Genomic DNA, 20,951 nt, shown 5'->3' on the forward strand with positions numbered 1-20,951 from the left:
TTATGCGGCTCGCTACTTCCCTAAAGCGGATGGTGAACAGAACCATACGGAGAGATTTGGTTGAGAAATGCCAAATTCATGAATGATAAAGTATGCGATCCGCGCAACATCCAACGCGCCAAATGTCCGCCTTGCGCCAGGAGCGGTAACGCATCACGTCGACTTTGTGTCAGAAGCGGGCATTCGCCAGCAGGGTTCCCCCAAAGCAGAGCAGGCGGACATCTCTTGCACTGTCCGCCTCCTCCAGGGATAGCTTAGACCTCCAGCTTGTCTCCACCCTTCAGATCAAGCATCTCGCGCGCTTCATCCGGGGTCGCGATCTCAAGACCCAAGCCTTCGACGATCTTGCGCGCGAGCGTGACCTGCTCGGCATTCGAGGAGGCCATGCGACCTGGCGCCGCCCACAGCGAATCTTCCAGACCGACGCGGATATTGCCACCCATGGCCGCGGCCATCGCCGCGATCGGCAGCTGATTGCGACCGGCGCCGAGCACCGACCAGACATACTTGTCGCCGAACAACCGATCCGCCGTGCGCTTCATGTGCAGCACATCTTCGGGATGTGCACCTGTACCGCCCTGCAAACCGAACACCGTCTGGATGAACAGCGGCGGCTTCACCAGCCCCTGTTCGAGGAAGTAGGCCAGATTATAGAGATGCGCAGTGTCGTAACATTCGAACTCGAAGCGCGTGCCCGTCTCCGCCAGCGTCTTCAGCACATACTCAATGTCCTGGAATGTATTGCGGAACACGATGTCCTTGTTCTGCAGGTGCTTCAATTCCCAATCATGTTCGAACTTCTTGAAGCGGTTCAGCATCCCGAAGAACCCGAAATTCATTGAGCCCATGTTGAGCGACGCCACTTCCGGCTTGTAGACCGCGGCAGGCCGTACGCGTTCATCCACCGTCATGGTGGGCGCGCCGCCGGTGGTCAGATTGATCACCGCATTGGTGCGCTGCTTGATGATCTTCAGGAACGGCGCAAAGGCTTCGGGACTTTGATCGGGTTGCCCGGTCTTCGGGTTGCGCGCATGCAGATGCACGATGGCGGCGCCGGCTTCCGCCGCATCCACGGCGGCGTCGGCGATTTCCTGCGGCGTCACCGGCAATGCCTTGGACATTGAGGGCGTATGAATAGCGCCCGTCACGGCGCAGGTAATGATGACTTTGCGGCTCATGTCAGTCTCCGTCTTGCTGTTAAGAGATGGTGTAGTCAGGATTTTTCGCCCTGCGCGGCCTTGTGGGCCGCGAGCGCAGCGAGGCGTTCGTTTCGTTGCTGTGTGAGCGCCGCAATTCGGTCGGGCGACGGCTGATGCGGCCAGGCCGCTATCACCCGGTCGACATTCGGGCTTTGATAAACCTCCGGCCCTGCCGATGCAGCGGCCAGCTCCTTGTAGAAACCGGTGTAGCGCGCGCAGTAATCGGGGATGCCGCCGGGCGCATTGAGCTCGATGGTCTCCAGCGGGCCCAGAAACGACCAGCGCAGGCCAAGGCCATCCTTCACGGTGTGATCGAGATCCTCCGCGGAGACATAACCTTCGCCGACCAGACGGAACGCTTCCGCCAGCAGCGCGCCCTGCAGCCGATTGAGGATAAAACCGTTGATCTCGCGGTTGACGGTCACGGGGACCTGCCCAATCTCGCGATAGATCTCACGCGCGCGGTCGATAGTCTCCTGCGAGGTCCAGGATGCGCCGCATAGTTCGACCAGCGGCACCAGATGCGGCGGGTTGACGGGATGACCGACGAGGCAGCGCGCCCGCCCCGGAAGCGCTTCCGTGAAGCGAGAGGCGACGATTGCCGAGGTGGATGATGCGAGCAGTGCATCCGGAGGCGCAAGACGATCCAGCTCGGAAAAGATGGCGATCTTCTGATCGACGTTCTCCGGGCCATTCTCCTGTACGAAGGAAACGTTCTTCACCGCATCGGCCAGACTTTCCGCTATCGAGATGCGCGCGGCGGCGCCGTCGGGGTCATTGGCAAGTCCGTGGCGGGCGAGCGCATGCAGTTCATCGCGAATAAGCCCGGGCGCAGCATCCAGCGTCGGGCGATGCGGATCTGTCAGCCGCACGGTCCATCCAGCGCGCGCGAAAATCGCGGCCCAGGCGCGTCCGATCAAGCCAACGCCGACGATCGCTACATGTCGATTGTTCAGTGTCATTGATGTTCTCACAGCCACAGCACCTTGCGGCGCAGATCGAGATCGTCACGCAGGGCCTTCGACGGCCCCTGATGAATGACCTTGCCCCGTTCCAGCGCCACCGTCGAATCGGACAAAGCCAAAGCCAGATCGAGATTATGGTCGACGATGATGATGGCAATTTCCTTGCGAAGCCGGTCAAAGGTTTCAAACAACTGCTCCACGACCGCGGGCGCCAATCCTTCGAATGGCTCATCCAGCAACAAGACGCGGACGTCGCCCGACAATGCGCGCGCCACGGCTACCATCTGCTGCTCGCCGCCTGACAGATAATCGGCAGGACTGTCGAGACGCTCACGAATGCGGGGGAAATAGTCGTAGATGCGCTCGCGGGTCCAATGCACACCATTGCCAGTCTGCCGCTTGAGACCACCAAGTTCGAGATTCTGCTCGACGGTCATGCCTGCGAACAAGGCGCGTCCCTGTGGTACGTAGCCGATGCCGAGCCGCGCAGCTTCCGCAGACGACAGGCCGATCAACTCGCTGCCTGCCAGTTGAATAGAGCCATTCGATGCCGGCGCGATCCCGATCAACGACTTGAGCAGGGTCGATTTACCCGCGCCATTGCGCCCGAGCAGTGCGATGATCTCGTTCTCGTGCAGGGTAAAATTGACGTCGTTGAGAATATGGCTCTTGCCATAGAACGTATCGACATTCTTCACCGTCAACAGCGGCTTCGCCCCCGCCGCGGTCTCGCGCGGACGCGCAGCCACAGCCGTCGTACCCGACCCGATATAGACTTCCTGCACCTTCGGGCTGGACCGCGCCTCTTCGACGGAGCCATCCAGCAATACGCGCCCCTCATTCATAACGGTGACGTGGTCGGCCAGCTGGAACACCCGATCGATGTCATGCTCGACCAGCAGAACCGGCAAATCGGTCGAGATGCGCTTGATAATCGCGCCGATACGTTCACGTTCGGCAGCAGCGAGGCCTGCAAGCGGTTCGTCAAGCAACAGGACGCGCGGCGCTGTAGCCAGCGCGACGCCCATATCGAGCAGGCGTTGGCCGCCGTAAGACAGCATGCCTGCCTCTGCCTTCTCGATTCCAGCGAGGCCGAGATAGCGGATCACCGCATCGGTCTCCGCGTTGATTGCGCTAATCGATAGCGCGTTGGTCACGGGATCGAAGCGCCGCGGATGCCGTGCTTGCACCGCGAGGCGGATATTTTCGCCAACACTGAGCGCGGGAAACAGGTTGGTAATCTGGAACGAACGCCCAATGCCGGCCCTTGCAATATCTTCCGGTGTATGGCCTGCGATAGGCATGCCCATCAGCGAAACGCTTCCCTGATCCGGCTTGTACATACCCGACAGCAAATTGAACGCCGTGGTCTTGCCGGCACCGTTCGGACCGATCAGCGCATGCAGCGTGCGATCGGCGATGGCGATATCGACGCCCTGCACGGCCTTGATGCCACCGAAACTTTTCACGATATGGCTGGCAGCGAGTACCGCTCCGTCGACTGACGACTTCGGTCGCAAAAACTCCGGCAGTGGTAGCACTTCGATGCGCCGCGCCGACATTGCCGCGTCTTCTTCCAATTTCTTGCGGAATGGCGCGATCAGCCGCTCGCCCATACCGATTAGGCCGGTAGGCGAGAAGATGATGAAGCCAACGAAAACCAGACCGAACCAGAACAACCAGTTCTCGGAATAGATGCCGAGAAACTCACGAAACAGAATGAAAAACAGCGCACCGAGCGCCGGCCCGAGGAAACTGCGCATGCCGCCGATCACGACCATGGCCAGAAGCTCGCCAGAGAACGCCACCGAAATGGGATCCGCCGACGTCATACGGTTCTTGTAGAGCAGCAGAATGCCGGCCAGCCCGGTGATGGTAGCCGACAGCACGAAGGCGGCGAGCTTGTAGCGATTGGTGGGATAGCCGAGGAAGCGCGCGCGCTGTTCGTTCTCGCGGATCGCCACCAGCACCGAACCGACCGTGGAATTGTGGAAGCGCCACAGCAGGATCAGCACGAGAAACGCGATCAGCGCCACGAACCAATAATAGGTCGCACCCGCATCGAGGTCGAAGCCGAGCAGCATCGGCCGGGTGATGCCGCCAAGGCCGTTCTCGCCACCGGTGACGTCAGTCCAGCGGAACGAAACGCTGTAGAGCATGGCCGCGAGCGCTAGCGTCAGCAGCGAGAAATACACGCCGCGGCGGCGCAGGATCAGGTAGCCGAAGGCAGCCGCCGTGATGGCCACCACGACAAGCGCAAGCAGCGTCGGCCCGACGAATGAATTCGGCATCCAGTTGCGCTGGATCAGCGCTGCAGCATAGGCGGCAAGGCCGAACCAGGCGCCATGACCGAACGAGACGAGACCGGTGTGCCCCACCAGGATATTCAAGGCCATGCAGGCCAGTGCGAAGACGACGATCTCCGTCGCCGACGTCACGGTCAATCCGAGCGCCAGCAAGATCGGCGGCAGGATGAGCAAGCCGACGCCCGCGATCAGCAATGGAACGGGAAGACGATTCAACATTGGCATCGCCTTACTCGAACCGCATGATGCGTTCGCCGAACAAGCCGCGCGGCCGGAACAGCAGCACCAGAAGCATCAACAAATAGATCGCCGCCGTGGACGCCGCCGAATAGCCGATGCCGACCATGACGCCCTTGACCAATCCGACCAGCAGCGCAGCGATTACCACGCCCCAGAACGAGCCGAGGCCACCGATCACGACCACCACGAAGGCGGGGGTGATGATCTCCTGCCCCATCGCCGGATGGATCGAATAGATCGGCGCCAGCAACACGCCCGCGAGTCCCGCCAGACCAATACCCAGCGCAGCCACCACCGACATGTAAGGTTGTAGCGAGATGCCGAGCGCTCCGACCATGTCCGGATTTTGCACGCCGGCCCGGACCACGCGGCCGAATGAGGTCTTCTGCAGCAGCACCCAGAGCCCGACCACACAGGCCACGGCAATGCCGAGCAGCACCACGCGATAGAACGAATAGATGAAACTTCCGATCGCGACCTGACCTCGCAGCGCTGGCGGGATCGAATAGGACAAAGGCGGCGCGCCGAAGATCATGCGCAAGGCCTGCTCGGCGACCATCGCGAGCCCGAAAGTCAGCAGCAGCGAGAGAATGGGATCTGACCGATAGAAGCGCCGGAACAACGTCCGCTCGATGACAACACCGAGCAGCGCAACAACAACGGGCGCTACGACGAATGCACCGCCGAAGCCGAGATAGGGCGAAATAACAAGGGTAAGATAGGCGCCGATCGCATAGAACGCGCCATGCGCGAGATTCACGATGCCGCCGAGCGAAAAGATCAGCGACAGGCCGAGCGCAATCAGAAGATAATAGACACCATCAAGCAGTCCGTTGAGGATCTGCTGGGTGAGCAACATGGCGGACATGATATGGGCTCCGCAGTCGCGCGCTGACGCGCATCTGACAGGGGTCGGAAGGACGAGACCGAAGCAACTTCGCGAGCAGAATGTCGGCGTCTCACCGGAAGGCGAAACGCCGACATTGTTGCTAGCTCGGGAATTTGCAGACGTTCTCTTCCGCGGTGGACGCAATCACTTCGAGTGGTTCATCCGGCCCCGGGACAGCCGGGCTCGATGAGAAGATGTCCCACTGGTTCTTGATCTTGTCCGCAGGCAGCGCCGTCACCGCATACATTTCGTGCATCAGCTGATGATCCGATGCGCGGAAGTAACCGGGACGTGTCTTCAGCAGATCGAACTTCGCGCCCTTCTCGAAATGCTCGATGATCTTCGGCGACTCGGCCGATTTCAGCTCGTTGATGCTCTGCGCCACGATCTTGGTGGCGATGTAGTCGCCCCAGGCCTGATTCTCCGGCGGCTTGTTGTACTTCTTGGTGAAGGCAGCGACGAAGGCCTTGCTGCCGGGCGTGTCCAGCAGATGATGCCAGACCACAGGCCAGGTGCCGACGAAATTGCCCTTGCCAGCAGCCCAGGCCAGAGCCGTGTCGAAGCCGAAACCGCCGACCGGGAAAGTCAGACCGAATTCGGCATATTGCTTGAGGAAGTTGGTGATCTGGTTGCCAGCAAGATTGATCACTACGAGATCGGGCTTGGCCTCGCGGATCTTGAGGAGATAGGCAGAAAAGTCCGTGGCGTCGGTGGGCACCAGGTCGTCGCCGGCGAAATTGCCACCATTGGCCTGCATGAAGCGCTTCGAGACGCTCAACAGGTCATGGCCGAAGGCATAGTCGGCCGTGAGCGAATACCACTTCTTGCCCTTCACGAGACCATCGCGCAGGAACGAGCGGCCGACCGTCTTTACATACATCGAGTTCTGCGACTCGACGTGGAACATATAGCGCTGGCAGTCCTTGCCGCGTAGCGCATCGGAATTTCCGCCGGTGTTGATGAACAGCGTCTTGTTGCGCGTGGCGACCTGCGCAATGGTCAGACATGATGCCGAAGAAATTTCGCCGATGATACAGGCGACCTTGTCGCGCTCGATCATGCGCTCCGCCTTGGTCGAGGCCGTTTGAGGATTGATCGAGTCCTCCTTGAGCAGTTCAACCTTGCGCCCCATCATGCCGCCGGCGGCATTGATCTCCTCAACAGCAAGATCGATGGCCATCACACCATATTCGCCGAGCGGCCCGAGAAAGCCCGTGCGCGGCGTGAGATGGCCGATGCGGATGACGTCGGAGGTCTGCGCGCTCAGAACCGATGGCGCAGAGAGGCCGGAAGCAAGTGCGAGACCGCCCGCGGTCTTCAGCAGACTGCGGCGCGTGAATTGATTGGTGTTCGACATCAGATTCGTCTCCCTGATACGGCCGCGCGGCGCGGCTGTTTCCCCTCCGGCAGGCGCTGCGCTCTTCTGTTGAGAGGGCTTTGTCCGCTTGCCGTGATCTGTGATCACAGTTAGAGTTGCAAAAGACAGGGACTTTGTCGAGTCCCTCCCTGCAATTTCGCGACGATACCCGGAGACCGCGTTGAACCTGCCGACTGCGCTGACCCTTGTGGAGCCGCTCGACCGCCAGACGCTGGGCGAGCGCGCTTATGCGCAACTGGCGGATCTGCTCATCTCGGGCAGGCTCGCGCCTGGCGAAAAGCTGTCGCTGCGTACGGCCGCCGAAGTGCTCGGCGTGTCGATCATGCCGGTGCGCGAAGCGGTGTCCCGCCTCGTCGCCGACAAGGCATTGGAAGTCGCGGCAAACCGTGCCGTGCGCGTGCCCGTGATGTCGGCCACGCAGTTTCGCGATCTGACGAAGGTGCGTATCGCTATCGAGGGTCATGCCGCAGCAGAGGCAGCGCAACTACGTGGAGACCGCAATCTCGCTTCCATCGCGATCGCAGAAGCGGCCATGCGCGCAGAAAGCGAAATGAAGGCACCCGACCTGCCGCGCGCCGTCGAACTCAACAAGACGTTTCACTTTGCCGTCTACGAGGCCGCGCAGTCGCCGATCCTGGTCGAGATCATCCGTGCGCTCTGGCTCAAGGCTGGCCCCGTCATCAATCTCGATCTGCGCGGCAATCCCGATCGTCTCGCCAAGGGTGAAGCCATTCGGTTTCATGCGGACGTTCGCAAGGCGATCGAGATCGGTGATGCCGAAGCTGCCAAAGTCGGGATCGCTGCCGATATCACCAGCGCTGCCAATTTCATCCTGTCGCGCGGCGGCCTCGCCGCCTAGTTCTCACAGAGTCCCCGGAGCCACCATGGATCTCAACATCAAGGGTTTGCGCGTCATCGTTACCGCGGGCGCCAATGGAATCGGCCTGGCCATCGCCCGCGCCTTTGCCGGCGAAGGCGCACGCGTTCATGTCTGCGATGTGGACCAAGCTGCTCTTGCCGCACTCACAGCGAGTGATCCCACAATCACCCAGACCCATTGCGACGTTGCTGATCGTGCGTCAGTTCAAAGGCTGTTCGATGAGGCAACAGCCAAACTCGGCGGCCTCGATGTCCTCGTCAACAATGCCGGCATTGCAGGCCCGACCGCCAAGGTCGAAGAGATGCACCCCGATGACTGGGATCGCTGCCTGAACATCTGCCTGACCGGGCAATTCAACTGCACGCGCCTCGCCGTGCCGCTGCTACGCCAGAGCAGCAATGGCTCCATCGTCAACCTGTCCTCGGCGGCTGGCCGCGTGGGCTTCGCGATGCGCTCGCCCTATGCGGCGGCGAAATGGGGCGTCATCGGCTTCACGAAATCGCTCTCCATCGAGCTCGGCCCCGACAACATCCGCGTCAACGCGATCCTGCCCGGCCTCGTCGCGGGCGATCGCCAGCGCCGCGTGCTGGAAGCCAAGGCGCAGCAGCGCGGCATTTCCTTCGCGGAGATGGAGAAAACGGCGTTCTCCTATACGTCAATCAAGGACTACGTCACACCGGAACAGATCGCCGACCAGATCCTGTTCCTGGCCAGCCAGCGCGGACGCACGATCTCGGGCCAGGCTATTTCGATCTGCGGCGACACCCAAATGCTCGGCTAGCCGTCGATGCTCAAGACTCGAGCAGGCCGGGCGCTCGCCTAGCCATGGCGGCAGCGCTTCCCACTCGGCAGATCTCATCCGACGTTCCTCGCCGCCAACATTGATGAAAACAAACGGTGCATCTTCCTGCCCTGTCTTGGAGCCGGCGAACATCGCTGGTGTGCCGTACGCATCTCGAATGGCCGTCTTGATCGACATGTCTTTCCTCGATCTGCGAACATTTCGATGACGTAACGTTCGCGCATCGTCGCCGCGTGAGCGGGCTCTCTGTTCAACGCCGGACGGGAAACGTCCAGTGCTACCGCGCGAGGAGTGGTACTATTTCTTTCTGACCGCCCCCAGTGCCGGCATGATCTTGGGACCGCCGCCCTTGAGGCTCTCTGCAGCAGCGATCGTCTTGACCGGCACCTTCTTCGGTTTCTTGGTTTCGCGATTTCCCTTGGCCATATCGTACTCCCGCTGTGTGAGCCCGAGCGTTACCACGGCTGGCACTGAAAGACCGATTTATTATCACCGCTCTATCGCCAACCTCCCACCGACTTGTTCCAACTCCCAGCCCTCGAAGATACTGATGGCTATTCGCGAAGAAAGAGCGCACCCTGCGCACGCGCGCATTGATGACCCTGATGGTCCCTGCCGAGCGCGCTGCTTTTGTCACGAAATTGTCCGATATGCCGCGGCTGGCGCAGCATTGCCAATTTTGAGCGATTGCCCTTTCAACATTGAAATCGCGAGGCAGCAGATTGACGGTGTTCAGCCGCATTGCATTCATTGGTAATTCACTTCCACGCCGATGTGGGATCGCCACGTTCACTACCGATCTGCAAAGCGCAGTAGCAGCCGCCCGCGCAGACTCCAAAACCGTCATCGTGGCGATGACCGATCATGGTCATTTCTATGACTATCCAGCCACCGTTGGCATTCAGATCAATGACGAGCTGATCAACGACTACATACGTGCAGCGGAATTCCTGAACAACGGTCATTTCGACGTGGTGTCGCTTCAACATGAATTCGGTATCTTCGGCGGCGAAGCCGGGAGCGATATCATCCAACTTCTCTCGCTGCTCAAGATGCCGATCGTGACGACACTCCATACGGTTCTTGCAGAGCCCACCGCCGCACAAAAGGATGTCTTCACACGCGTTGTCGAGATGTCGTCGAAAGTGGTGGTGATGGCGGAGAAAGGTCGGGAACTGCTTCGGACCATCTATCAGGTCGCCGAAGAGAAGATCGAGATCATTCCACATGGAATTCCGGAATTCGCTTTTGTGGAGCCCGACGATGCAAAGACGAGGCTCGGCTTTGCCGGCAGGTCTGTCATTCTGACCTTCGGCCTGCTTTCACCTAATAAGGGCATCGAATTCATGATCGATGCGATGCCGTCCATTCTGAGCACCTGTCCGGGTGCGGTCTATGTCGTATTGGGTGCAACCCATCCAAATCTGGTACATGACGAAGGCGAGACCTATCGCGAATCCCTCATTGCAAGGGTCCGCGAAGCTGGCGTCGCGGATCACGTTGTCTTCCTTGATCGCTTCGTTGATCAGGAGACCTTGCTCGATTTCATCTCGATGTGCGATGTCTACGTCACGCCTTATCTGAACGAATCTCAGATGACGTCAGGCACCCTGGCCTATAGTTTTGGCTTGGGAAAGGCCGTGGTATCGACTCCCTATTGGCATGCTCGCGAATTGCTCGCCGACGGCCGCGGCATTATCGTCCCGTTCGCGGATGCGAATGCGATCGGCGTTGAGATCGAAAAGCTTCTGATCAACGCACCACTGCGCCAAGCGATGCGCAAGCGCGCCTATGCCAGCAGCCGCTCCATGACCTGGGAACGGACGGCCGAGCGATACATGTCCGTTTTCGAGAACGCGGGTCGCCGCCACCGGCTCAAGACCATTGCAAAGTCGGATACGAGTACGCTCCTGCGAGATAGTCGCGCGCCTCCCGAGATGCAGATTGGTCACTTCCTGTCGATGTGCGACGACACCGGACTGTTCCAGCATGCGGTTCACAGTGTTCCGGATCGCTTGCATGGCTATTGCATCGACGACAATGCCCGCGCGCTACTGCTGGCATGCGCGTTGAACACGCCCGGGGAACTACGTCTGTCGGAGGTCCTGACCTCCCGCTTTGCAGCTTTCGTCCAGCATGCGTGGAATCCCGAAACGCACCGGTTTCGAAATTTCATGGCTTTCGATCGCAGCTGGCTGGAAGAAAGCGGATCGGAAGACAGTCATGGGCGCACGCTTTGGGCACTGGGCGTTTGCGCTCTTTCGGATGCGAACCCCTCTCGGCGGACCTGGGCCGCAGCACTCTTTGCGGAGGCCTTACCAAAGGTCGGCGATTTCCTCTCGCCCCGTGCCTGGGCGTTCGTATTGCTGGGACTCGATGCGTATTGCACGACCGTCACCGACAATAGCCGTGCCAATGCAATCCGGACGGCTCTGGCCGACAGGCTCGTCTCGCTTCTTGAGAAAGTCGAGACGAGCGATTGGGTGTGGTTCGAAAACGGACTTTCCTATGACAACGCTAGACTCTGCCAGGCTTTGATTCTCACCGGCACTGCGATGAAACGGCCGGACTATCTCAATGCCGGGCTGAGAAGCCTGCGCTGGCTGCTGACACAGCAGACCTCAGCCAGCGGTCAGTTCAGGCCGGTGGGCACGGAGGGATTTCACGACATCCGGCGCCAGCCACGCAGCTTCGACCAACAGCCTGTCGAGGCTGCTGCCACCATCGCGGCCAGCCTTGCGGCGTGGCGCGCCGACCAGAACATTGAATGGAAGAGCGAAGCCGCCCGGGTCTTCGCATGGTTCCTCGGCAGCAATGACCTTTCTATCCCGCTCGTCGATCTGGAGACAGGAAGCTGTCGTGACGGACTGCATCCGGACCGTGCGAATGAGAACCGCGGTGGCGAGTCAGTCGTATCCTACCTGCTCGGACTATCCGAAATTCGGCACATGGCACGTATCGCCGAGGATCAATCCAAGTCCGCGACCCGCGTGGCCTGATCACGTTGCACTCCCCCTCTCAGCAGATAATTGAGATTCCTTTTGCCCTCATCTCCGATACTGAATCGCCAAGCGCTCTATCTCCGGCCCGATGCGTCCCGAGTCATCGTTCGGCCGTTTAAACCTGCGACGGAGCCACGCGATCTCAATCCGACAGATAAAACGCGCGCCAATCATATTGTCGACCGGATTCTTGCGCTCAGTCCCGAGCAGGCAGAGCATCAGTTGGCCGACGTGCTTGAAAACTTTCTGGGCCGCCACCGGAATCTGCTTCAGACATTCGAGGCCCGCGCTGACGAAATGGAAGATGCGTTCCGCGACCATAGCCGGTTCACGACGATTCAGCGTCAGCTAGTCGGCGCCTATTTCCTGAGTGAATACTCGTTTGAAGCATCGGCACTCTTCAATCCGAGCATCGTGCCTCACCCCGATCAATCGGGAACAACAGCCGGTGCCCTGCGCTTCATCCTCAGCCTGCGCGCAGTCGGTGAAGGCCATGTGTCATCCCTGACATTTCGCACAGGTCTGGTTGGCGCCGACGGGACTGTCAGCATCGACCCGACCGCACGCCTCGCATCAAATCCAGCAGTTCAGCACCTCGGGTCTGGGCCTGGCGGGGATGTCGCCGTCACGTTTCGTAGCAGCGAGGATATCAGCGAGCGGGTCATTTTTCCGATTACGGAGTCGCAATCTAACGGCATCGAGGATGCGCGCTTCGTGAAATTCGAGGATTCCGAGCGAACGGTCTATTACGCGACGTACACGGCCTATAGCGGCAGGGCGATCCGCTCGGAGATCATCGAGACGTCCGACTTCGTCACGTTTCGCTTTTCAGCCCTCAGAGGCAGCGCATCACATAACAAGGGCATGGCACTTTTCCCCCGGAAAATCGACGGGCGGTTCGCGATGCTCGCGCGGCAAGACAATGAAAACCTCTACCTGATCTATTCGGATGATCTTTATACATGGGATGGCGGCACGCCGATCCTGAAGCCGGCCGCCCCTTGGGAGTTCATTCAAATCGGCAACTGCGGCTCACCTATCGAATTAGATGAGGGCTGGCTATTGCTGACCCACGGTGTCGGCCCGATCCGCAAGTATTCGATAGGAGCAGCACTGCTCGACAAAAACGACCCGACGAAGGTGCTGGGGCGCCTGGACGAACCGCTCCTTCGGCCTGCGCCGTCCGAGCGCGAAGGATATGTGCCGAACGTCGTCTATACATGCGGCGCAATGCGGCATGGCGATCAAATTATCTTCCCGTATGCGATTTCGGACAGTTACTCGAACATCGCGACGATCGATATAAGAAGCCTGCTCGCAGCGATGGACAAATAAGAGCTGACTTAGCTTTACAAGGGCAATCGGACGTGGCCTCTCAGCACGCCCGGCTCGTCCGTGGTTGGCACCTTTCACCAAACGGCAAGTAGAACTTTTGGGAGACGTACAGTGACCGGTGAAAAATCAAGGGCGCTCGTTCTCGGAACGACAGTCTTTTGGAAGAACGATAAGAATGACTTTGGCACCGTCATCGCCAAGGACTGGAGCAGCGTCACGGTCAAATGGGATAGCCGCGCCAGCCAGACAATCATGCACAACGATATGGATAGCTGCACGGCCGCCTGAATTCACTTGGCCCCGATGAGCATTCCTGTCCATCAGTCGCGAAAACCGACGCGACACCCAACCGGCCGCTGAAATCATCGCAAAACGCCCGCCGGGACAAGTCCGACGGGCTGCCAGTTATGTGGTCATTTGGGCGACAGCCGGGCGCCACCAGACTTGCGGCGCCAGCCAAAAGAGGCCCGATCAGCCAACCCGAAGGTTTTCTGCCGACGTTTTGCCACGGTTGGCCACTTCCTCAAAGCTGACCTTGGCCCCTTCATTCAAAGTGCTCAGCCCCGCCTTCTCGACGGCCGAGATGTGAACAAAGACGTCTTTGCTGCCATCGTCCGGCTGGATAAAGCCGAAGCCCTTCGTCGCATTGAACCATTTTACTACGCCAGTGGTCACTTCAGTTCTCCCGGTTGTCTCTCAACGATAGCAACCCTGAATTCAGGAAGGAGTCAATCAGGCAAACTTCCATCTCCTGAATTGATGCGGCTGTCGGCTGCCAGGACGACGGGTGGCGGTCGTCCGCCCGCGATGCCGCGATGCGACAGCGGCTTTAGGCAACATAATCTCCGGGAGACCCAACCGACGTGCTAATGTCACCGAAGCCCAGTGCGGGCGGAGGACCAAACCATGGCCAAAGGCGAACAACGGAACAATCGCGAAGTAAAGAAGCCCAAGAAGGACAAGGCCAAGACGATCGCAGCAGCTCCGACCATGAAGGGCCTGATGCACCCCGAGGCGGAAAAGCCCCGAAAGAAATAGTCGAACAGAGCGCATCGCCAGCATAGCTGCAGCATCTGAGGTCACGGGCACCCGACGCATGATCCATGCGCTCGATAGCGCTACCGCGTTCGCGGTGATCGAGAACCAGAAAATTCAATCAAAATGTCCAATCCCCTTCCGGGGCGCTCCGACGCGCATCGGCGATCATGCCAGATGGAGCAATCATGACACATGAAGACCTGGAACTGATCCGCGAGATCGTCCTGCACGGCGGCGCAAAATATACGGCTGGCAATATCGATCGCAGCAAATACCAGCGCCTTGTCGATCTCGGGTGGCTATCGCCCCTCATCATGAACAAGACAGACATTGCCTATGAGACGACAAAAGCAGGCGAAGTGGCAGCGAGCTGACCCAGCCCCCCCGGGGAACGGCTCTAGCCCCGCGCGACGATTTTTCCGGTCGCGAACTGTTCCAAAGCGTAGAGCGCACTTTCCTCATACGTCGCACCCGGCAGCGGTTCTGCGACCACGATCAACTGGCCAATGGTCAATTGAACCATGCCATCCAGGATGTCGTAACTGGCTTCGTACGTCACGCCGGCCAATACCAGTTCGACATAGCCATGCCAGAAGCCCTTCAACTCCGACTCCCAACCAGATCGATAAACGTCTGAAGTTCTGCAGAAAAGCGCTCGGCCTGCCTGGCATCCAGCCATAGTTTTATCGTCGACGTCGCCGACAGGACAAAGGCAACCCCGAAACCGCCCGCATTTGGCACACACAGCGCCGACCAGCTGTCAGCTTCGCTCACGATCTTCCGTTCGTTGGGAGTTCCCGTTTCCAGGACGTGATTGATTTGGATCTTAAGCTCGATTGCATCGTCGAACGACAGGGAAATCTCCTCTCCGCTGAAGTTCAAAATTAGCCAGCAATCTTTTTGCTTGGATTTGACGTCGGAGGTGAAATTGAAGGCCATGGTGGAACCATGCGCCTATGCCCGTGACGGTCAATCAAATTCGTCGCGACACTATGCGACTTGATGCACAGCCCTTCCGTAATCGCCTAGCTGCCTGCCAATCGGGAGCAAGTTTCATGTGGCAGCCAAGGTCTGCACGCTTTAACTGGACGTTGCGGCCTGGCGTTTGAGTCGCACTGAGGCGCAGACAAAGGGGCGATCAAATGGGCGACGGGTGGCAACCAATCAGCACCGCACCGAAGGACGATGAAAGGATCATCGTTGCGGGTGGAACATGGATACGCGGAAACAAGGACAAGCTGCCTCAGACATTTCCATGCCTCGTCATCTGGGACGAAACCGAGTGGCTCATTTGCGACAATGAAGGGCCGCGAGCGCTCATACGGGGTCCCAAAATCTGGATGGCAATCCCGCCCGCTGACTTGCCTTCAGCATCGGAAGTGCTGAAGACGATCTGACGCATTTCATTAACCATACGATGCTACCCGTCCTGTAGCGCGGGTCTTGTCGAGCGTACTGCGCCAACTCTGGAGTCGCAGATGCAGGTCATCGAAATCACGGACCTCGTCGAGGCAAGGCGCGCTCGCCTGGCTCAATATCACGGGCTGCCGCGCGCACTTCAGCTGAACGGTCAAACAGTCACGGGATCGGTGAGATCCGTCGTGATGGATGCATCGGCAGCAAAGTGGACTGTAAAGCTCGTTGCAACGCCACCTGTCGTCGACAGAAAATATCGTCTGCACCGCTCCGCCTAGAGCCGGACGCAGACCCGCACGACGACATCCGGCTTTCTTCACTCCCGCCATACTGCAGTCGCATGTACCGGTAGGCAGTCCCTATTCCTGAAGCAGCCATCCAAGGCACGCGCAGTCCAGTGGATTGACCTCAGCGATTCCGGCGACAAATCAGAACCTTCGAATTAGGTCGACTCGCGAACATAAGGGGAATCTACTGCACCGCATCATCGGCCGTCCTTAGGCATTCACCGGTGACAGAGAGTTCGGTCGCGCTCCCGCCCAATGTCTCGGGACTGCCATGCCTACCTCCGAATGTACTTTGGAATCGCAACAACACAGGTCCGGACAGCGAAAGCTTCTCACCTCGAAGCTGAGCACGCCGCGATGATCGCGCTTGCGACAGCTGCTCAACTCCCTCACGGAGATGAGCGAACGCTTGCCATGTGAAAAGCTGGACAACTGCAACTAATCGCCGATGCGAAGAAGCATCGGCTACAAACACCGGAAGCGACACAATTCGTGCTTCCAAAATAATATCCTCCATTCGTAATTTCCGACTGGAAGCGTAAGATCTAAAGATCATTGCAAGAACCACGGCTTCTACCGGCGTCTGTAAGCACTGTTTCCCCCTCAACAAGGGGTGGCCATATCAGAGCGTTGGACGATCAATATCCGGGATCGGCCTCTGCCTTTGGTACTACTGTCCCTCCTCTTAGCTCTTCTTAATTGTTGCCGCCGTCGTTATTCAGCAGGGCTAAATCACCTCCGGTCAGAACGCGTCATAATCTGCGTGACGCCAAATCCTCGATTGAACGGAAGCAGATCTTGCACGATCTCAACTTGAGAGGGTTTCTCAATGTCAGAGCTGGAATTCAGTGCCGTGAATGACCTTCAACACACGCCGCAGCACGCCAGATGTAACGAGCAGTCCGAATATGATGCGGCGGTCGAGGTTGCTGCGAAGGCAATCAGAAAGACCTGGGATACGATGGGCGACATGCCATCACCGCTTTACGAAGATGAAGCGCGGCAACTCGGTAGAGCAGCACTCGATGCCATTATCGCTTCGCAACCAGTCATTCGGACGACCACATGACCTCCATCAGGCTGGCAAACACGCAGCATCTAACGACCGCCTTTCCATGAACGGCGCGCGTGCAGCTCGGTACAGACGTTTGGCAACCGCCCAAAGCAGTCCCGAGGTGTACCGGCTACTTATGCTTCTTGCCGACGAAGCCGAAAAAGGAATTCTCTGCATCTCAGCCTTCAAACACCGACGTCCGCCCCACATTGTCGCAAAATCAACATGAGACGCGTGCGCGGCATGTAGTCGTCGCTTCAGGCAAACAATCACCTTTGTTCGCCAACCACTGCAAGGACATGAACCGTTGAATTGGCTACCTATAGACACCGCACCACAAGACGGAACGCCAATATTCCTGGCTGGCGGATACGATGACAATTCGGATCATGCCATGGAATCCGAGGCGGAAAAAATGCGAACCGCCTGCCGCGCATGGTGGAACGACGGCGACTGGATTATTACCCTGGCTGAAGCAGGATGCGTCAACGTCACCCGGATTGATCCCACGCACTGGGCGCCTATTGAAGAACCGCGCTAGCCCAGCAAGATCGGATTGCCTTGCGGGCAAGACCGCGTTGCGGCACTTTTAACAATCAGTCAAACAGAGGCTCAGAGTAAAATCCGCCTGCCAGGACCTCGAAAAGCGCTGCGTTTCCATCATACCGAGCCTTCCACCGCGTGCTGCTGAAGCCACTGTTGAACAGATCACCATCGTCCTGCACCTGCCATTCCCAGAAAAGCAGGGGATGTGGAGTGACTGTGACTTCCAGGTTTGGTTGGCGATACATAGCCACCATGTCGAGCCTCACTTTCGAAACAGCATTTACAAAAGGTCGCTTCCTGCCTGTTTATCTGAAGGCGCCGCGCGCCGTTCTGCAGCGATCGGGGCGCTTGCTCTTGACAGATGACGGGCGGAGCGCCTCTCATTCTGCAGTGATGATGACACCATCGAACCAGCCATCGACGACATTCACCATGCGCTCCTGAGTCGTCGCGTCAATCCAATTTACAGCGGGCCTCCACCAATCCGTCGGCCATATATCCGCCGTGCCCGGATTGACGTAGCTGATTATCCGCCATCCATCCTGCGAGGCTAAACACGATGCGTGTCGCGATGTTAGCGCCTATATCCTGGCGAACTCCTCCCCGGCACTACGGCCCGTGGGAACTCGTGACGAGCTTGCTGACGGAGGCACTGCTCTTGCGGGGAGTTGACGTCACACTGTTTGCCACCAAGGACAGTTTGACGTCGGGAAATCTCGCCGGTGTCGTCCCGGCACCATACTCTGAAGACTCGTCGCTCGACGCCAAGGCGTGGGAACTCCTGCATGTTGCAAATGTCTTCGAGCGGGCCGGCGAATTCGACATCATCCACAATCAGGCAGATTTTGTACCGCTGGGCTTCTCTCGCCTTGTGGACACGCCAGTCGTCACAACCATTCACGGCTTTTCATCAGCCCGTATTGTTCCGGTTTTCAAGGAGTATGAGGATCGTGTCCATTATGTCGCAATCAGCGATGCCAATCGCCATCCCGACCTTCGCTATGCGGCAACGATCCATCACGGCATTCCGATCGACGAGTTTCCCTTCGATCCGCTTGGCAGCGACGATCTTCTATTCTTCGGTCGCATTCATCCCGATAAAGGGGCTGCGGAAGCGATAGCAACTGCCGAAGCGGTTGGCCGCCACCTCATCATGGCCGGTATCGTTCAGGATGCGGACTATCATCGACGTCATGTGGTGCCAGCACTGGGAAGGTCCGCGACTTATCTCGGTTCGGTCGGAGGTCTGGAGCGGACACGCGTTCTGGGATCGGCACGGGCATTGCTTCACCTGATCAATTTCGACGAACCATTCGGGTTATCAGTTGTTGAGGCGCTTGCCTGCGGAACACCCGTGATCGCGCGCAACCGCGGATCGATGCCTGAATTGATCATGGATGGCGTGACAGGTTTCCTGGTCAATAGTGCCCTCGAAGCCGTACAAGCCGTTGAGCGCATTGGCGAACTGGATAGACGCGCCTGCCGGGCGGCGGCTTCTGAGCACTTTACCGTCGATAGAATGGCAGATCGCTACCTGGCTCTATACCAATCTATCCTGGGCTAACCGACGGAGAACCGCAGCGAGAGCGAGATCGCCTTCAGGCCGTTTGCCGCCCTCGTCCACATACATTGAACACATAGACGTCGTAATATTCCTGGAGTTCGGGTTTTCGCCGAGCTTTATGGATCCAAACATGATTGCTATTTCGACACAGGTTCAGGCGCCTGATGACTTTCAGCGCGTGGCGTTCGACATAAGACACGGCAACCGCCGGATTGCGTGTACCCTGACGACCAAGTTTCCAACCAAAGATCAGGCCAAAAGGTACTTCCACGCCAACAGGCCGCTGATCGAGAAACTGGCGCGCGAGCAGATGGAACTGGTTGCAGCCAACGACGGTGAGATCAAGCTGGTGATGATTTAGAAGTCGCCCGCCATACTTGCCGTTTCTGCGAAACTAAAGGCCTGATCTGATCTTCAGGGTTGGCTCAAACGATGACGCAAGGGAATACGCACTATGGCGAAGTCGCTGCTTTCCAGACACGACCTCGAACATGCGGCATTGCTGCAAATCCGCAGCTGCTACGGGTGCGAAGATGTCACGGCCGTGATCATTGACGAGATCGCAGACCCTCGCTTTGAGACGAACTGGGGCATTCTCTCACTTCACCGAGCAGCCGACGTGCAATTGAGGCTCACCGCAGAGCTCAATACAGTCCGCGCGATTGACGGCACGCAAGAAAGATTGCGCAAGCTCTACAACCTCAAGACCAACTGAGCTCGCCTAATCTGCTGATGAAGCGTAACGCGAATACTCCGGCTTGACGTTTTTGATATCCGCTCTGCGCCACAATGAGCCTGTCCAATTCAAAATAACTTAGTGCCTAAGCGTGACGTTAAGTTGCTCGCGGACGCGCATTCGGGCTCAACGGTGCCAATCAGATCCCGCCCATGCAAAGACACTTAACCTTGAGATAGTCATCGATCCCGCCTAGCCGCGCGGCGATCTCGCGAGAGATAAATTCATCTCGCGCGTGTCAGGGTTCGAGCTTCGCTTCCTTCACGATGATCGACCAGCGGTCGACCTCCGAGTTGATAAGTTGCTGCAAGGCCGTGCGGCCTTGCGCAGATGGCGCCTGCGCCGCCAGTTCGGCGAAGCGCGCCTTAACGTCTTCATTCTCGAGCGACTTGGCGAGCGCAACTTCCAATCTGGCGATCACTTCGGGTGGCGTGCCGGCAGGGGCCGCCAGCGCATTCCACACTTGCAGATCGAATTTCGGCAGATTGCTTTCGACGAAGGTCGGCACGTCGGGCGCCTGCACCAGTCGCTGCGGCCCGGTGACGCCGATGGCCCGCACCAGCCCGTTCTGATGCGCCGGAATCATCGTGACGGTTTGGTCGATCACCGCATCGATATTGCCAGCGATCAAATCCTGGATGGCAGGCCCCGAGCCACGATAGGGCACCAGCATCGCGTTGGTCTGCGTCAGATAGAGTAACATCGCTGCGGCGAGCTGCGCGGTCGAGCCCGCCCCGGATTGCCCGAAGGTGATGCGGTTATTCGGCACCTTGAGGCGCTCGATCAGTTGGCTCAGATTCTCGATGCCGCTCTTTTTGCTGACTGAAAGCATCATCGGGACATTCGCGAACACGCCAATGCCGGTCAGGTCCTTGCGCGGATCGAAGCCCAGATTCGGGTACAGTGGCACGATCGCCGCCATCGAGCCCATATTGCCGAAATTGAGCGTGTAGCCGTCGGGTTTGGCCCGAACCACACGCTGGGTGCCGATCGTGCCGCCGGCGCCGCCGACATTCTCGACGATCACTGTCTGTTTGAGTTCGGCGCCGAGCGCCTTGGCGAGAATGCGAGCCAGCACGTCCGTGGTGCCACCGGCCGCATAGGGCACGACTAGCGTGATTGGGCGGTCCGGATAGTTGTCCGCCCGTGCAGACGTAAGCGAAGCTGCGATCCAGAGCAGTGCAATAAACAGACGGCGCACGTGGAGCCTCCCCTTGATATTTGTCGATGCAGCGCTTCGCGCGCCTTTGTTGTCCTTCTGGCATACTCGCCGGGGCTCCGTCCCATAGGCTGTTGCTCTGAGGGGTATAAGAT

Annotated in this window: 23 protein-coding genes; 13 read left to right on the forward strand and 10 right to left on the reverse strand. The window is 58.7% G+C overall.

Features of this window, described 5'->3' with window-relative positions:
• Positions 1-254: 254 nt before the first annotated feature.
• The 5 genes from kce to BLW80_RS04105 all read right to left on the reverse strand — a co-directional run bounded on the left by kce (position 255) and on the right by BLW80_RS04105 (position 6,956).
• A complete protein-coding gene (kce, locus tag BLW80_RS04085; RefSeq protein WP_068734883.1) occupies positions 255-1,178 on the reverse strand; it encodes a 3,5-dioxohexanoate:acetyl-CoA acetone transferase in 924 nt (307 codons plus the stop codon).
• A gap of 35 nt (positions 1,179-1,213) precedes the next feature.
• Positions 1,214-2,161, reverse strand: coding sequence for a 3-hydroxyacyl-CoA dehydrogenase (locus BLW80_RS04090; RefSeq protein ID WP_093756908.1), 948 nt, complete (start codon positions 2,159-2,161; stop codon positions 1,214-1,216).
• 8 nt (positions 2,162-2,169) lie between these two features.
• Entirely contained in the window at positions 2,170-4,689 is a 2,520-nt protein-coding gene (locus tag BLW80_RS04095; protein ID WP_093756909.1) for a branched-chain amino acid ABC transporter ATP-binding protein/permease, read from the reverse strand.
• A 10-nt stretch (positions 4,690-4,699) separates the two neighbouring features.
• Complete coding sequence (locus BLW80_RS04100; RefSeq protein ID WP_068734877.1) at positions 4,700-5,578, reverse strand: branched-chain amino acid ABC transporter permease; 879 nt, start codon at positions 5,576-5,578, stop codon at positions 4,700-4,702.
• Positions 5,579-5,699: 121 nt separating this feature from the next.
• Entirely contained in the window at positions 5,700-6,956 is a 1,257-nt protein-coding gene (locus BLW80_RS04105) for an ABC transporter substrate-binding protein (protein ID WP_093756910.1), read from the reverse strand.
• 181 nt (positions 6,957-7,137) lie between these two features.
• Between BLW80_RS04105 and BLW80_RS04110 the strand changes: the two genes are divergently transcribed.
• Together BLW80_RS04110 and BLW80_RS04115 are read left to right on the forward strand one after the other, a co-directional pair.
• Positions 7,138-7,836 carry a GntR family transcriptional regulator gene (locus BLW80_RS04110; protein WP_093756911.1) on the forward strand — a complete coding sequence of 233 codons (699 nt, stop codon included), beginning with the start codon at positions 7,138-7,140 and terminating at the stop codon, positions 7,834-7,836.
• A gap of 25 nt (positions 7,837-7,861) precedes the next feature.
• Complete coding sequence (locus tag BLW80_RS04115; protein ID WP_093756912.1) at positions 7,862-8,638, forward strand: SDR family oxidoreductase; 777 nt, start codon at positions 7,862-7,864, stop codon at positions 8,636-8,638.
• A 318-nt stretch (positions 8,639-8,956) separates the two neighbouring features.
• Here the strand turns inward: BLW80_RS04115 and BLW80_RS30895 are convergent, their stop codons facing one another.
• Complete coding sequence (locus BLW80_RS30895; protein WP_256461248.1) at positions 8,957-9,085, reverse strand: hypothetical protein; 129 nt, start codon at positions 9,083-9,085, stop codon at positions 8,957-8,959.
• A gap of 296 nt (positions 9,086-9,381) precedes the next feature.
• Between BLW80_RS30895 and BLW80_RS04125 the strand changes: the two genes are divergently transcribed.
• The 3 genes from BLW80_RS04125 to BLW80_RS30185 all read left to right on the forward strand — a co-directional run bounded on the left by BLW80_RS04125 (position 9,382) and on the right by BLW80_RS30185 (position 13,284).
• Positions 9,382-11,658 carry a glycosyltransferase family 4 protein gene (locus BLW80_RS04125; RefSeq protein WP_093756913.1) on the forward strand — a complete coding sequence of 759 codons (2,277 nt, stop codon included), beginning with the start codon at positions 9,382-9,384 and terminating at the stop codon, positions 11,656-11,658.
• Between the two features lie 42 nt (positions 11,659-11,700).
• On the forward strand, positions 11,701-12,996 hold the full coding sequence (locus BLW80_RS04130) for a glycoside hydrolase family 130 protein (protein ID WP_093756914.1): 1,296 nt from the start codon (positions 11,701-11,703) through the stop codon (positions 12,994-12,996).
• A 111-nt stretch (positions 12,997-13,107) separates the two neighbouring features.
• Positions 13,108-13,284 (forward strand): hypothetical protein, encoded by a 177-nt coding sequence (locus tag BLW80_RS30185; protein ID WP_158596714.1) that lies wholly within the window; start codon positions 13,108-13,110, stop codon positions 13,282-13,284.
• A 183-nt stretch (positions 13,285-13,467) separates the two neighbouring features.
• Here the strand turns inward: BLW80_RS30185 and BLW80_RS04135 are convergent, their stop codons facing one another.
• Entirely contained in the window at positions 13,468-13,671 is a 204-nt protein-coding gene (locus BLW80_RS04135) for a cold-shock protein (RefSeq protein ID WP_068734860.1), read from the reverse strand.
• Positions 13,672-13,902: 231 nt separating this feature from the next.
• Here BLW80_RS04135 and BLW80_RS30900 point away from each other — a divergent pair, with 231 nt between their 5' ends.
• Together BLW80_RS30900 and BLW80_RS04140 are read left to right on the forward strand one after the other, a co-directional pair.
• Entirely contained in the window at positions 13,903-14,034 is a 132-nt protein-coding gene (locus BLW80_RS30900) for a hypothetical protein (protein ID WP_256461247.1), read from the forward strand.
• Between the two features lie 185 nt (positions 14,035-14,219).
• The gene (locus BLW80_RS04140; protein WP_093756915.1) at positions 14,220-14,408 is read left to right on the forward strand and encodes a hypothetical protein; all 189 of its coding nucleotides are present in this window, start codon (positions 14,220-14,222) and stop codon (positions 14,406-14,408) included.
• A gap of 23 nt (positions 14,409-14,431) precedes the next feature.
• On the opposite strand, the gene BLW80_RS04145 is transcribed toward BLW80_RS04140, so the two are convergent.
• Positions 14,432-14,638: a hypothetical protein gene (locus BLW80_RS04145; protein ID WP_089266057.1), complete on the reverse strand. Its 207-nt coding sequence runs from the start codon at positions 14,636-14,638 to the stop codon at positions 14,432-14,434.
• Positions 14,635-14,973 (reverse strand): hypothetical protein, encoded by a 339-nt coding sequence (locus BLW80_RS04150; RefSeq protein ID WP_068734854.1) that lies wholly within the window; start codon positions 14,971-14,973, stop codon positions 14,635-14,637. Before BLW80_RS04150 ends, BLW80_RS04145 begins: the two co-directional genes overlap by 4 nt.
• Positions 14,974-15,512: 539 nt before the next feature.
• On the opposite strand from BLW80_RS04150, the gene BLW80_RS29770 reads away from it, so the two are divergent.
• The 6 genes from BLW80_RS29770 (at position 15,513) to BLW80_RS04180 (ending at position 19,616) form a co-directional block, all read left to right on the forward strand.
• Positions 15,513-15,728 carry a hypothetical protein gene (locus BLW80_RS29770; RefSeq protein ID WP_139285776.1) on the forward strand — a complete coding sequence of 72 codons (216 nt, stop codon included), beginning with the start codon at positions 15,513-15,515 and terminating at the stop codon, positions 15,726-15,728.
• Between the two features lie 838 nt (positions 15,729-16,566).
• Positions 16,567-16,806: a hypothetical protein gene (locus BLW80_RS04160; protein WP_093756916.1), complete on the forward strand. Its 240-nt coding sequence runs from the start codon at positions 16,567-16,569 to the stop codon at positions 16,804-16,806.
• A 379-nt stretch (positions 16,807-17,185) separates the two neighbouring features.
• Positions 17,186-17,332 carry a hypothetical protein gene (locus tag BLW80_RS30190; protein ID WP_158596715.1) on the forward strand — a complete coding sequence of 49 codons (147 nt, stop codon included), beginning with the start codon at positions 17,186-17,188 and terminating at the stop codon, positions 17,330-17,332.
• 633 nt (positions 17,333-17,965) lie between these two features.
• On the forward strand, positions 17,966-18,901 hold the full coding sequence (locus BLW80_RS04170) for a glycosyltransferase family 4 protein (RefSeq protein WP_210185295.1): 936 nt from the start codon (positions 17,966-17,968) through the stop codon (positions 18,899-18,901).
• Between the two features lie 130 nt (positions 18,902-19,031).
• Positions 19,032-19,262 (forward strand): hypothetical protein, encoded by a 231-nt coding sequence (locus tag BLW80_RS04175; RefSeq protein WP_089266274.1) that lies wholly within the window; start codon positions 19,032-19,034, stop codon positions 19,260-19,262.
• 93 nt (positions 19,263-19,355) lie between these two features.
• Positions 19,356-19,616 carry a hypothetical protein gene (locus BLW80_RS04180; protein WP_089266051.1) on the forward strand — a complete coding sequence of 87 codons (261 nt, stop codon included), beginning with the start codon at positions 19,356-19,358 and terminating at the stop codon, positions 19,614-19,616.
• Between the two features lie 259 nt (positions 19,617-19,875).
• Here BLW80_RS04180 and BLW80_RS04185 read toward each other — a convergent pair whose 3' ends face one another.
• Positions 19,876-20,838 carry a Bug family tripartite tricarboxylate transporter substrate binding protein gene (locus BLW80_RS04185; RefSeq protein WP_093756918.1) on the reverse strand — a complete coding sequence of 321 codons (963 nt, stop codon included), beginning with the start codon at positions 20,836-20,838 and terminating at the stop codon, positions 19,876-19,878.
• Positions 20,839-20,951 lie beyond the last annotated feature (113 nt).

The organism is Tardiphaga sp. OK245 (assembly GCF_900108575.1).
In the GTDB taxonomy this organism is placed as follows: Bacteria; Pseudomonadota; Alphaproteobacteria; order Rhizobiales; family Xanthobacteraceae; genus Tardiphaga; species Tardiphaga robiniae.